At 72.8% G+C, this 12816-nt stretch carries 8 protein-coding genes; 2 read left to right on the top strand and 6 right to left on the bottom strand.

What is annotated here, in order from left to right; all coding sequences use genetic code 11:
* Nucleotides 1-206: 206 nt before the first annotated feature.
* The gene (locus ACIBUY_RS42160; RefSeq protein WP_399155513.1) at nucleotides 207-3287 is read left to right on the top strand and encodes an NPCBM/NEW2 domain-containing protein; all 3081 of its coding nucleotides are present in this window, start codon (nucleotides 207-209) and stop codon (nucleotides 3285-3287) included.
* Between the two features lie 83 nt (nucleotides 3288-3370).
* On the opposite strand, the gene ACIBUY_RS42155 is transcribed toward ACIBUY_RS42160, so the two are convergent.
* From ACIBUY_RS42155 to ACIBUY_RS42140, 4 genes are all read right to left on the bottom strand, one after another.
* The gene (locus ACIBUY_RS42155; RefSeq protein WP_365576132.1) at nucleotides 3371-4006 is read right to left on the bottom strand and encodes a hypothetical protein; all 636 of its coding nucleotides are present in this window, start codon (nucleotides 4004-4006) and stop codon (nucleotides 3371-3373) included.
* A 41-nt stretch (nucleotides 4007-4047) separates the two neighbouring features.
* Nucleotides 4048-5811 (bottom strand): S8 family peptidase, encoded by a 1764-nt coding sequence (locus ACIBUY_RS42150; protein WP_399155512.1) that lies wholly within the window; start codon nucleotides 5809-5811, stop codon nucleotides 4048-4050.
* A gap of 281 nt (nucleotides 5812-6092) precedes the next feature.
* Nucleotides 6093-7058, bottom strand: a complete 966-nt coding sequence (locus ACIBUY_RS42145; protein ID WP_399155511.1) for a PAC2 family protein — start codon at nucleotides 7056-7058, stop codon at nucleotides 6093-6095.
* A gap of 151 nt (nucleotides 7059-7209) precedes the next feature.
* Nucleotides 7210-7881: a FadR/GntR family transcriptional regulator gene (locus tag ACIBUY_RS42140; protein ID WP_365576138.1), complete on the bottom strand. Its 672-nt coding sequence runs from the start codon at nucleotides 7879-7881 to the stop codon at nucleotides 7210-7212.
* 168 nt (nucleotides 7882-8049) lie between these two features.
* On the opposite strand from ACIBUY_RS42140, the gene ACIBUY_RS42135 reads away from it, so the two are divergent.
* Entirely contained in the window at nucleotides 8050-8601 is a 552-nt protein-coding gene (locus ACIBUY_RS42135) for a MarR family transcriptional regulator (RefSeq protein ID WP_365576140.1), read from the top strand.
* 16 nt (nucleotides 8602-8617) lie between these two features.
* On the opposite strand, the gene ACIBUY_RS42130 is transcribed toward ACIBUY_RS42135, so the two are convergent.
* Both ACIBUY_RS42130 and ACIBUY_RS42125 read right to left on the bottom strand, forming a co-directional pair.
* Nucleotides 8618-10033, bottom strand: a complete 1416-nt coding sequence (locus ACIBUY_RS42130; protein ID WP_365576142.1) for an FAD-binding oxidoreductase — start codon at nucleotides 10031-10033, stop codon at nucleotides 8618-8620.
* Nucleotides 10034-10134: 101 nt separating this feature from the next.
* On the bottom strand, nucleotides 10135-12735 hold the full coding sequence (locus ACIBUY_RS42125; protein WP_399155510.1) for an ATP-binding protein: 2601 nt from the start codon (nucleotides 12733-12735) through the stop codon (nucleotides 10135-10137).
* Nucleotides 12736-12816: the final 81 nt, after the last annotated feature.

Genomic DNA, 12816 nt, shown 5'->3' with positions numbered 1-12816 from the left:
GGTGGGGGGGGGGGGGGGGGTGTCGGGGGCGTTGGCGGGGGTGGGGGGGGGGGCGTTGTCGCCCCCCCCCCCCCCCCCCCGCCCCCCCCCCCCGGGGGGGGGGGGGGTGGGGGGGGGGGGGCCCCCCCCCCCACCCCGCTCCTCAATCGCCGGAGGGGCTTTCTCGTACCCTAGCGCCGTGCTCGTTTCTGCGCTAAACACAGCCCATGCAATCAGCATTGAGCACGTTCAGCCCGAGACGTCTCAGATCCCTGGTCGTCGTCGCTGCCCTCGGCCTCTCGGCCGCGCTCGCCGGACCCGGCCAGTCCGCGCAGGCCGCCGATGAACCCGGTTCCGTCGGCGACGTCACCGGGTTCCACGCCGACGGGGCCCGCTACACGTTCGACGCCGGAGCCGCCGAGGCCCGCGTCAGCTTCGTGTCCAGTGAGAGCTTCCGGATCGAGGTGGCCCCGGACGGGGAGTTCACCGATCCGGCCGGCGACGACATCGTCCTGCCGCAGGGCAAAGCGCCCGCGACCCGGTGGAAGGACAAGGGGGACCGGTACGAGCTGAGCAGCAGCAAGGTCACGCTGCGCGCCTACAAGTCCCCTTTGCGTTTCGCCCTGTTCAAGAACGACGGCACGCAGCTGTGGTCCGAGTCCCGGCCGATCAGCTGGACCGCCGACTCCACCACCCAGACCCTCGGACGCGGCGCCGACGAGCAGTACTACGGCGTCGGCATGCAGAACGGGCGCGGCAACACCTCGCTGCGCGGCCAGACCGTCGAGGCCGAGGTCGACTACGACTGGGACGACGGGGGGCACCCCAACTCCGTTCCCTTCTACCTCTCTTCGGCCGGATACGGCGTCTTCCGCAACACGTACGCACCCAACACGTACACCTTCGGCGAGCCCGTCACCGCCGCCGCCAAGGAGCGCCGCTTCGACGCGTACTACTTCGCGGGCAGCGGCTCCGACAGCGCCAAGGACGTCATCGGGCAGTACACGAAGCTCACCGGCAAGCCGTTCCTGCCGCCGGTCTACGGGCTCGAAGTCGGCGACGCCGACTGCTACTTGCACAATGCCAACCGCGGTGAGCGGCACACGCTCGACGCCCTGAAGATCTCCGACCAGTACGTGGCGAACGACATGCCGCTCGGCTGGATGCTCGTCAACGACGGCTACGGCTGCGGGTACGAGAACCTCGCCGAGGCCTCCAAGGGACTCCGGGCGAACAAGACGCAGCTCGGCCTCTGGACCGAGGACGGCATCGACAAGATCGCCGACCAGGTGAAGGCGGGCCAGCGCGTCGCCAAGCTCGACGTCGCCTGGGTCGGCGCCGGATACAAGTTCGCGCTCGACGGCTGCAAGGCCGCCTACCAGGGCATCGAGGACAACTCCGATGCCCGCGGCTTCACCTGGGCGCCCGAGAGCTGGGCGGGCGCGCAGCGCTGCGGGGTGCAGTGGTCCGGCGACCAGTCCGGTTCCTGGGACTACATCCGCTGGCAGATCCCGACGTACGCCGGTGCCACCATGTCCGGGCTCGCCTACACGACGGGTGACATCGACGGCATCTTCGGCGGCAGCCCCAAGACGTACGTACGCGATCTGCAGTGGAAGTCGCTGCTGCCGGTGACCATGACGATGGACGGCTGGGCGGCGAGCGACAAGCAGCCGTTCCGGCAGGGCGAGCCGTACACGTCGATCAACCGGAAGTACCTGAAGCTCCACGAGTCGCTGCTGCCGTACCTCTACTCGTACGCGCACGAGGCGACGCAGACGGGCGTCGGGGCCGTGCGGCCGCTCGCGCTCGAGTACCCGGACGACCCGAAGGCCGCCACGGACGCCGCCAAGTACGAGTTCCTGACCGGGGAGGACTTCCTCGTCGCCCCGGTGTACAAGGATGCCGCCGTGCGCGACGGGATCTATCTGCCCAAGGGGACCTGGACCGACTACTGGACCGGGCGCGTGTACCAGGGGCCGACCACGATCGACGGGTACAGCGCGCCGCTCGACACGCTGCCCCTGTTCGTGAAGGGCGGGGCCGCCGTGCCGATGTGGCCGGGCATCCGCTCGTACGCCGACCGGGACGCCGATTCGCCCGTGGCCTGGGACATCTACCCGCAGGGCGACTCGTCCTTCCGGCTGTACGAGGACGACGGCGTGACGCGGGCGCACCGCGACGGCGCGTATGCCACGCAGCGCGCCGAGGTCACGGCGCCGAAGGCCGGCGCGGGCGATGTGCGCGTGCGGATCGGCGCGAGCGAGGGCGAGTTCACGGGGAAGCAGAGCTCCCGGCCGTACGCCTTCACCCTGCACACCGCCGACGCGCCGGGCCAAGTCCGGCTCGACGGGAAGCAGTTGACGCAGCTCGGCTCCAAGAGCGCGTACGAGAAGGCTGCGAGCGGCTGGTTCTACGACCGGGACGACCGGGGCGGCGTCGTGCTCGTGAAGACCGGGAAGCTGTCGACCCGGACGGCCTTCACGCTCGACCTGCGCGACACCGCCGCCGTGGGCGGGGCCGTGCCGGGCGCCGCTGCCGCGGTGGGCGCCCCCGCGGGCCAGGAACTGGGTGCGGGCGTGGCCGGGAAGGTCGCCGTCGACGTCACCGCGGGCACGCAGGACGCCACGGACGTCTCCGTGTCCCTGGGTGTGCCCGGAGGCTGGCAGGCCGGGTCGCCCGTGACCGTCGACCGCGTCCCCGCCGGGACCACCCGGCGCGTCGAGGTCGCCGTCACCCCGGCCGCGACGGCCTCCGCGGGGGAGCAGACGCTCACTGCCACCACCCGGTACCGGTCCGCCGGTCAACAGCGCACCGCTCAGGGCCGGTTCGGGGTCTCCGTGATGCCGCAGCCGCCCACCGGTGACGCCTGGGCGAGCGATCTGGTGTGGCTGTCGTCGACCAATGGGTACGGGCCCGCCGAACGCGACCGCAGCAACGGCGAGTCCGGCGCCGCCGACGGGCACCCGCTCACCCTCGCCGGGAAGACGTACGCGAAGGGGATCGGCGTGCACGCCGACTCCGCCATCGAGGTCTATCTCGGCGGTCAGTGCACGAAGTTGACCGCGGACGCCGGGATCGACGACGAGATCAACGGGTACGGGGAGGTCGCCTTCTCCGTCGAGGCCGACGGCAAGGTGCTGTGGACCTCGCCCAAGGTGACGGGGGCCTCGGCGACCGTGCCGGTCGACGTGGACGTGACGGGCGCGCGGCACCTGCTGCTGAAGGTGACCGACACGAACGGGTCCAAGACCGGCGACCACGGGGACTGGGCGGACGCCAAGTTCACCTGTGGCTCGGTGAGTTGACATGAGGCGGTGCCGGGCGGGGGTGCTCTCCGCCGCCCGGCACCGCCCAGTAATGCACTGTTCGGTTCGGTTCGTTCAGGGTGTCAGCGGATGGTGACCGCTATGCCGATCAGCAGGCCCGGGTTGCTCGTGTCGTAGTACCCGAAGACCGTCTGGCCGAAGGCGAACGCCTGCTGCACCAGGTCGTGGGTCACGTCCCTGGGGTCGATCAGGACGCGCCACTGGTTGTCCACGTACAGGTACAGGATCTCGGCCTGGCCGGGGAACGGCTGGACGAGGTCGAAGAAGTTCACCGCGACGCCGGTGACGATGTTCTGCGTCGAGACCTGCGGGATCTCGGCCTGCGGCACGCGGTGCTGCTGGCCCTGCTGTTGCTGCTGGCCGCCCATCTGCTGCAAGAGGTGCTGGAACGGCTGCTGCTGGCCCATCTGCTGGAGCTGCTGCTGCAGATGCGGCGGGAGGTGCTGTTGCTGCTGGCCCGGCTGCCCCTGCTGCTGGCCGAACGGGTTCTGCTGCCCGAACTGCCCCTGCTGGAACGGGTTCTGCTGACCGGACTGCTGCTGCCCCGACTGCTGGTGGTGCTGCTGGAGCTGCGGCGGGACGGTGCTCGGGCCCTGCTGCTGGCCCTGCTGCTGTCCGGACTGCTGGCCGAAGCCGGGCTGGCCGAACTGCTGCTGCCCGTAAGGGAGTTGCTGACTGATCTGCGGGGTCGTACTCATGCGGGTACCCCTTCTCGTAAACCGGTTTGCTGGATGGAGCGTCAGCCCGAAACCACCAGGCCGACGATCTCGTCGTCCGAGAACCAGACACGTACGTCGGGCCGTCCGCCCGCGAAGGCGGAGTGCACCGCCTGGCGGATCTCGGCGGACGGGTCGCTCACATTGCGCCAGGCGCCCGCCACGAACAGGCGGAGCCGGGGCGGGAGTTCGGGCGGATACGGGATCAGCTCGTCCCAGTACCGCTCGGCCTGGCCCGAACCGACCGTCGACGGCAGCACGTTGGTGACCGCCGACTTGAGGTCGGGCCGGTTGCCGATCCGCTGCGAGGCGGGCCGGCCGGGGGCGTCCTGCTGCGGTGAGCCGGTCGCCCGGAGCACGTCGCGCGCCCGCTGTGACGTCATCGGGTGCTGACCGCCCGCCTTGAGCATGCCCTGGAGGGCGGCCAGCGCGCCGACGACCACCGGGGAGGCGGACGAGGTGCCGGAGAAGGTGTCGGTGTACCAGGCGATCTCCTCGAGTCCGCCCTGCAGATCGCCGGGCCGGTCCCAGGAGCCACCGGTGGTGGTGACCTCGCGGCCCCAGCCCTGGGCGTCCACGCGGGCGCCGTAGTTGGAGAACGCCAGGCGCGAGCGGTCCGGGCCGTGGTCGCGGCCGTGCGTGCCCGGAGGCGGTGCGCCCGCGCCCACCAGGACCGCGCCCGACGACCTGTTGGACGGGTTGAACGGGTTGTGCCACCAGGCCGGGAAGTCGTCCGGTCGGCGCTCGTACACCGCGTCGTCGAGCGACTCGGCGCCGTTGCCCGCCGCGCCCACGACCACGATGCCCTTCTCCGTCGCGTACTTGATCGCCGCGAAGTCGTCCGGCCACCACTCCAGGGCGATGTAGCCGCGCTGGTCGTCGCGCTGTTCGTAGTCGAACCGCGGGCCCGGGCGGTGCAGTTCGATCAGGACGATGTCGCCGGGGGAGAGGCGTTCGGCCGCCGCGTGGATCGCCGCGGCCGTGCCGACGCCCTGGAAGGACGCCGCCGCGGTCACCGCCTCCGGCGCGATCCCGGTGATGCCGTGCGTGTTGCGGTCGCCGCCGATCACGCCGAGGACCGCCGTGCCGTGGTTGCGCCAGGCCACGTCCGAGAGCGGCGAGCCGACCACGATGCCGGCCAGCTTCGCCGTCAGGTCCTCGTGCCCGAGCTGCCAGGCACCCTCGACGTCGATGACAGTCACGCCCTCGCCGCTGCCGCCGAGCCGCTGCCACGCCCAGTGCGCGTCCACGCCGGCGGGCGCGGGCCCCAAGTAGCCCTGGCGGCCGGTGAAATCGGGGGTCGCGGCGGTCTTCTCCTTCATCCGCCGCGCCTCGTCGAACTCCTCCGGCACCGAGCCCGGCAGCGAACCGGGCAGCGCGGCCGGTACCGCACCCGGCTTCACGTACGCCGTCACGATCTCGGGCAGGGCCGCGATCCGGGACCGCAGCTCCGTGGCGCGCTCGGTGGCGCCGTGCACCCGGTAGAACAGCGCCAGGTCCGGGACGTCCGCCCCGGTCTCGGACGCCTCCGCAACGCTCCGCAGTCGTTCCTCGCTGCCGAACAGCGGCTCCAGGGTCAGCTGTTCGTCGCCCAGGAACATGTTCAGGGCCGACACGTCGGCGCCCGCGGCCGAGCGCACTCCGTTGGCCTGGGCGCGCAGCCGGGCCTCGGGCCGCGCCAGGACGATCAGTTCCTCTTCCGCTCCGCGATAGGTGAATCCGGACCCTTCCGGTCCAGGACCCGCAGCCCCCGGGCCCCGCGCCGCTTCGGCATGCTGGTCGGTCATCGCTCCACAGCTCCCCTCGCCATGTCCGGTCGTACGGGTGTGCCTGTGCCGCGTCGTCGGGGCACACCCTGCTACGGCTGCGGGCGTCCGTCCACCCCCTCTTCCGTCAACAGTGTTTGAACATCGCGGAGTTGGGGAACCCCCTGCAATCCATCCGGAAACCGATGTCACGCCGCAAACCGGCCAAAGGAAAACTGGCACATGCCACAAAAATGGGCGTCCGGTGCACCGGTTTCCCGGCACATCGGACGCCCCTTCGTGCTGTTGCGGCCGCCTACGGCCTACTCGTCGCCGTCCTCGCCCTCCGGACGCGGCGGCTTCGGCGGACGTGTGCGCCCGCTCGGGTTGTCCCTGAGGTACGACTGGCCGTCCCCGCCGTCCGTCGCGTGACCGCCGGGCGTCGCGCCCGGGTCGCGGCGGCGCAGATAGCGCTCGAACTCGCGGGCGATGGCCTCGCCCGACGCCTCCGGCAGCTCCGCGGTGTCGCGGGCCTCCTCCAGCGTCTGCACGTACTCGGCGACCTCGCTGTCCTCCGCCGCCAGCTCGTCCACGCCCCGCTGCCAGGCGCGCGCGTCCTCGGGCAGCTCGCCCAGCGGGATGCGCAGGTCGATCAGGTCCTCGAGCCGGTTGATCAGCGCCAGCGTCGCCTTCGGGTTCGGCGGCTGCGACACGTAGTGCGGGACCGCCGCCCACAGCGAGACCGCCGGGACGCCCGCGTGCGTGCACGCCTCCTGGAGGATGCCGACGATGCCCGTCGGACCCTCGTACTTGGTCTCCTCCAGGTCCATGCGCGTGGCCAGGTCCGGATCGGAGGTGACGCCGGAGACCGGCACGGGCCGCGTGTGCGGGGTGTCACCGAGCAGCGCGCCCAGGATGACCACCAGCTCGACGCCCAGCTCGTGCGCGAACCCCAGGATCTCGTTGCAGAACGAGCGCCAGCGCATGGACGGCTCGATGCCCCGCACCAGGACCAGGTCGCGCGGCTTGTCGCCGCCGATGCGGACCACCGAGAGCCGGGTCGTCGGCCAGGTGATCTTGCGCACACCGCCGTCCAGGAACACTGTGGGCCGGTTGACCTGGAAGTCGTAGTAGTCCTCGGCGTCCAGCGCCGCGAACACCTCGCCCTTCCACTCCTTGTCGAGATGCGCGACCGCGGTGGAGGCGGCGTCGCCGGCATCGTTCCAGCCCTCGAACGCGGCCACCATGACCGGGTCGACCAGCTCGGGAACCCCCTCGAGCTCGATCACCCAGCGCCTCCTTCCGACGTTGCCCTCGCGTACCTGCCCACCTTACGGCGTCCGCGGAGGCCCTCCGAGCCCCCTGGAACCCGGGAGCTGCCCGGAACCCTGCCCCGACTCGGAGGCCCGCACTCCACCCACTTCACCGGGCCGCGGGCGCTCACAGGGTCGAGCGCAGCCACTGCTCCACGCTCGCGATGTGGACGGTCGCCCAGGACCGCGCGGCCTCCGCGTCGCCGTCGCGCAGCGCCGCGAGGATCGCCCGGTGCTCGTGCAGGGTCCGGCTGACCGCGTCCTCCTGGGTGAGGCCGCGCCAGATGCGCGCCCGGGTGGTCGGCCCGGACAGGCCGTCGAGCAGGGAGCAGAGCACCGAGTTCCCGGACGCCTTGACGATGCCGCGGTGGAAGTCGAGGTCGGCGGCGACCAGCTCCTCCACCGAAGGCCCGGGGCCGAGCGCGTCCAGCTGCGCCGACAGCTTGTCGAGCTGCTCCTCGGAGATCATCGTCGCGGCCATCGCCGTCGCCGCGGGCTCCAGGATGCGGCGCACGGCGAGGAACTCGAGGACCGTGTCGTCCCGGTGGAAGTCGACGACGAAGCTGAGGGCTTCGAGCAGCAGCTGCGGATCGAGACTCGTGACGTACGTGCCGTCGCCCTGCCGTACGTCGAGGATGCGGATCAGCGACAGGGCGCGCACCGCCTCGCGCAGCGAATTGCGCGACAGGCCCAGTTCCGCGGCGAGTTCGCTCTCCTTGGGGAGCCGGTCGCCGGGGCGTAGCGCGCCCGAGACGATCATCCCCTTGATCTTCTCGATGGCCTCGTCGGTGACGGCCATGGCAGCCCCCTCTGCTCGTGTCCGGAGGGCCGATACCTCCGATGTCTCGCACCATTATGGGCGTACGGGCGCAGCACGCGTCGGCCTCCCCGAATCATTTGAGGGCTAAGATTTCTACGGCGGTCCAGGAGGGCGGCCACCGGGGCGTGCAGCGGGAGGCAGCGGCACATGGCGGGGAACACGGCGGGCAGGCGCGCGGGCGGCCGGCAGGACGCGGTCGCGTCGATCATCGAGGACTGGGCGCGCGAGCGGCCCGAGCTCGACACCGCGCCGCTCGAGGTCCTGGCCCGGCTGCACCGCACGTTCCTGCGCTACAACACCCGGCTCACGTCGGCGATCGAGCAACACGGCCTCGCCGTCGCCGGGTTCGACGTACTGACCGCGCTGCGCCGGGCGGGCGCCCCCTACCGGCTCACCGCGGGGCAGTTGGCCGACTCGGGCCTTGTGTCGTCGGCCGGAGTGACGCTGCGCATCGACCGCCTGGAGAAGGACGGCCTCATCGTGCGCGAGCGCGACGAGGGGGAGGGTGCCGACCGCCGCGTCGTCTACTCGCGGCTCACGGACGCGGGCCTGGCCAAGGTGGACGAGGTGTTCGCCGAGCACCTGGACAACGAGCGCCGCATGCTCACCGACCTGTCGCCGGCCGAGCGCCGCCAACTCGCCCGCCTGCTCAGCAAGTTGGAGCGCTCGATCCTGGACTCGGAGGACGACGCCCCCTGACGCGTCCGTCAGGCGATCAGGGGCGGGCCTCGTAGCGGGAGGCCGGATCCGGCTCGATGTTCTGGTTGAGGCGGAACACGTTGTCCGGGTCGAGGCTCGCCTTGATCCGGGCCAGGCGCGCGTAGTTGCCGCGGTAACTGGCCCGTACGCGCTCCTGGCCCTCGTCCATCATCATGTTCACGTAGGCGCCGCCCGCCGAGTACGGATGCAGGGCCTCGAAGTAGTCGACGGTCCAGCGCTTGATGCGTGCGGCGTTCGCCGGGTCCGGGTCCACGCCCGCGTAGACGCTCGCCCAGGTCGAGTCCCGGTAGCTGAACGCCGTGTCCGTGGAGTGGTGGTCGTGGACGGCGCCGTCGATCGGGTACAGGTGCATCGTGGACTGGACGGACGGTGCCTCGGGGCCGAACTTGGCGTGCAGCGCGACCGCCTCGTCGGGGATCTCCTGCACGAAGTCGGCCCGCCAGTACCACTGGTCGCCGGGCGGGTAGAGCCCGTCGAACATGGACTGCAGGGCCGGGTGCGGCATCGGTGCGACGGCGTGCAGCAGCGGCTCGGGCAGCCGGTCGAGGAGCGGGGCCATCGCACGGTCGGCCGCCTCGGGATCACCGCTCGTGTGGCACCACACGACGGCGCACACCTTGCGCAGGTGCAGCTCCTCGGGGAACGGCGGCCCGGGCGGGACGGTCGCGTACATGAAGAAGCCGTTTGCGTCGCGGGGCGCGGACGGCAGGAAGTCCCGGTAGGCGGCGAGGACTTCGGCGCCCTGCTCGGCCGGCCAGAACGTGGGTCCTCCCACGACCGTCGACACCTCGTGCAGCCGGAACGTGAACTGCGTGACGACGCCGAAGTTCCCGCCGCCGCCGCGGATCGCCCAGAACAGGTCCGTGTTCTCGTCGGCGTCCGCCCGGACGAGCGAGCCGTCGGCCAGGACGACCTCCGCGGCCAGGATGTTGTCCACGGTCAGGCCGCAGCGCCGGCTGAGATGGCCGAGTCCGCCACCGAGCGCGAGACCGCCGACGCCCGTGGTCGAGATGATGCCGCTGGGAGTGGCGAGCCCGTGCTCGTGCGTCGCCGCGTCGACCAGACCCCACGTGGCACCGCCGCCGACGCGTACCGTGCGGGCCGCGGCGTCGACCTCGACGGAGGCGAGCGGCGCGAGGTCCGCCACCACCCCGCCGTCGCAGGTGCCGAGGCCTGCCCCGTGGTGGCCGCCGCCGCGCACCGCGAGCGGCAGGTCGTGCCTGCGGGCGAAGCCGATGACGCGCGCGACGTCGGCGGCGTCCGCGCAGCGGGCCACCAGGGCGGGGCGCCGGTCGACCATCGCGTTGTAGACGGCGCGCGCCGTCTCGTAACCGGTGTCCTGCGGTCCGGTCAATTCCCCCTGGAAGTCACCGAGTTCGCGGCGTGCCGCTTGGGCGGGTGTGACGGTCATGAAGTCCCCCGTGAGCGAATGGATGTGGTTCCGCCCGTTCTACGACCACGGGGCGCGCGCAGGTATGCGTGCCGGTCACCCACCTCTCGCCGGGCCGTTGCCTACGTTTCGCCGTCCGGGAGCAGACCGAGCGCCCGCGCCCGCGCCGCCGCCCGGCGCCGGGTGGGCGCGTCCAGCTTCTCCAGGACCGCACGGACGTGGTGGTCGACCGTGCGTACGGAGACGACGAGCCGGTCGGCGATCTCCTGATTGGTCAGCCCCGTCAACAACAGCCGTGCCACCTGGAGTTGACGGTCGGTCAGCCCGGCCGGATTCTTCCGGGTCGCCGAACGGGGACCGCGTGGCACGCGCCGCATCCCGAGCCCGCGCAGCTCGGCCCGGACCAGGCGGGCCAGCGGCGCGGCGCCGAGCGCGTCCAGTGCGGCCAGCGCGCGCACCTTGTCCGCCGGGTCCGGGCTCTCGGCGAGGGCCTGCGCCCGCTCGTACGGACAGCCCGCCTCCTGCCACAGGCGGGCCGCCTTGTCCCACTGCCCCGCGGACTGCAACGCGTACGGATGACCGGAGTCGTCGGGCGGTACGGACGCGCCGGCCTTGGTGAGCCAGTAGCCGAGTTCGGCGCGGTGCGCCGGGGTCGACAGGTGCACGGCCCGCGCGTGCACCGGCCCGGCGGCCAGGACCACGGCGGCCCGGTCGCCGCGCAGCCATGCGGCCTCCGCACGCGCCGCCGCCACCGGCGCCGTGCGCTGCAACTCGCGGGTGCCGAGCGCGATCCGCCAGGCCTGGTCGAGCAGTTCACCGCCACCGGGGGCGCCGCGCCGGATCCGGACCCGGGCCAGGACGGTGAGCGCCGGGCAGCGCGCGGGCGGGAAGACGTCCGCGCCGAGCAGCGCGAGTGACTCGGCGGCCGCCCAGTCACCCGCGGCGAACCGGTGCAGGGCCTGCTCGACCTGGAGGTAGGTGAGGAAGCCGAGGTGTTCGGCGCGGTCGGCGAGCTCGATCGCCGGGGTGAGGAACCGGTCCGCCTCGGTCAGGCGCAGATCGTCGAGGAGGAACCAGACGATGTTGGCGTAGGCCCGGCAGGCGTGTTCCACCTCACCGGCGGCCAGCGCCACCCGCAGGCTCTCCTCCAACTGCCGCTGCCCGGACGGGTCCCCGGACCGCCAGCGGGCGCTGCCGACGTTGTTCAGGGCGTGCGCGAGGATCGCCGTGTCGCCCACCGACCGGGCCAGCGCCATGGCCCGCTCGCCGTAGTCGATCGCCTGCGCGTACGCGTCGGACAGCATCCGCAGCTGCGCCGTATTGCTCAGCGCGAGGGCCAACAGGCGGTCGTCACCGGCCTGTTCGAGCACCACGAGGGCCTCGCGCGCCGCCTCCTGCGCCGCGTCCGCGTCACCGGCCCACCAGTGGATCCGCGACAGCCAGCGCAGATCCGCCCCGAGGGCCCGCAGATCACCCAGCTCCCGGCGCAGCGCCACGGCGTCGTCCTGCGCCGTGACAGCGGCCTCCGCGTCCCCGATCGTGTAGCTCTCGACCGCGAACTGCTCCAGCAGATCGGCCCGTTCGGGCGGCGCGAACCGGTGGCGGTGACGGAGCACGAGCCGCAGATGCGCGGCCGCCTCGCGGTGGGCGCCCGCCCGCGCGGCGTCCCGCGCGGCGCCGGGGCCGAACCGGGTCACGGCCGCCGCGTCCCCGGCCGCCGCCGCGTGGTGCACGATCCGCGACGGGTCCGCGTCCGGGCTCGCCACCAGCGCCTTCAGCACGGCCCGGTCCAGCGCGATGCGCCGCGCCGCGGGCAGCGAGTCGACGAGCGCCCGGCGGATGATCTCGTGCCGGAACGCCACCCGGTCCACCGCGACGACCAGCAGCCCGCCCTGCTCGGCCGCGGCCAGCGCCCCGTCCCCGTCCGGCAGCAACGCGTCCACCAGGGAGCGCTCCACCGCCGAGGGCACCACGGCCAGCTGCTCCAGGGCGTCCCGGGTCGCCTCGTCCAGGCCGCGCAGCCGTGCGAGCACCGCGTCGACCACGGTCGGCGGGACCTCCCCGGTGTCGCCCGCCGCCACGACCTCGGCGACGAAGAACGGGTTGCCCGACGTCACCGCGTACACCTGCGCCGGATCGAGGTCGGCCGCCGCGCTCAGCCTGCGCACCGCCTCGGCCGACAGGGGCGCGAGCGGCATCCGGTGCACCCGGGCCGCCCCCGACACCAGGCCGAGCAGCTGGCGCAGCGGATGCCCGCGGTCCAACTGGTCGTCCCGGTAGGTGAGGACGAGCACGGCCGGCAGGGCCGCGACCCGGCGCACCAGATAGCGCAGCGCGTCCAGGGAGGCCTCGTCGGCCCAGTGCACGTCCTCGACGACCAGCACGGCCGGGCGCGGACCACCGGCCAGCTCGGCGCGGAGCGCCTCGTGCACCCGGTGCCGGTCGCCCGCGTCGCGCAGCGCCCGCGCCAGCTCGGTGCCCACGCTGCCGACGAGGTCGCGCAGCGGTCCCAGCGGACGGCCGGTGGCCAGGTCGTCGCAGTGGCCCACCAGGAGGCGCGCGCCGGGCGGCAGCACCTCCGGCAGGGCGCGCACCAGGGACGACTTTCCGATCCCGGCCTCGCCGAGCACGAGCACCACGGATCCGGCGCCGTCCGCGGCATCCCGCACGGCGGCGGCCAGTCCTGCCAGTTCGAGATCCCGCTCGAGGATCCCCCCGTCCACGTCCGGATTCTCCCACCGCGGCGGCGGCCGCGGGTGCGTCGGGCGGGGCGGATACGCCGATCGACCGAGGCGGCGAGCGCC

Origin of the sequence: Streptomyces sp. NPDC050085 (assembly GCF_044460595.1) — a bacterium.
In the GTDB taxonomy this organism is placed as follows: Bacteria; Actinomycetota; Actinomycetes; order Streptomycetales; family Streptomycetaceae; genus Streptomyces.
The sequence above is the reverse complement of the archived record's forward strand: the minus strand, read 5'-3'. Positions and strand labels throughout refer to the sequence as shown.

Bases quoted from the DNA above. Each gene is read 5' to 3' on its own strand.
- ACIBUY_RS42130 (WP_365576142.1), bottom strand. From the start codon at position 10,033: ATGACCGTCACACCCGCCCAAGCGGCACGCCGCGAACTCGGTGACTTC.
- ACIBUY_RS42140 (WP_365576138.1), bottom strand. From the start codon at position 7,881: ATGGCCGTCACCGACGAGGCCATCGAGAAGATCAAGGGGATGATCGTC.
- ACIBUY_RS42155 (WP_365576132.1), bottom strand. From the start codon at position 4,006: ATGAGTACGACCCCGCAGATCAGTCAGCAACTCCCTTACGGGCAGCAG.
- ACIBUY_RS42160 (WP_399155513.1), top strand. From the start codon at position 207: ATGCAATCAGCATTGAGCACGTTCAGCCCGAGACGTCTCAGATCCCTG.
- ACIBUY_RS42135 (WP_365576140.1), top strand. From the start codon at position 8,050: ATGGCGGGGAACACGGCGGGCAGGCGCGCGGGCGGCCGGCAGGACGCG.
- ACIBUY_RS42150 (WP_399155512.1), bottom strand. From the start codon at position 5,811: ATGACCGACCAGCATGCCGAAGCGGCGCGGGGCCCGGGGGCTGCGGGT.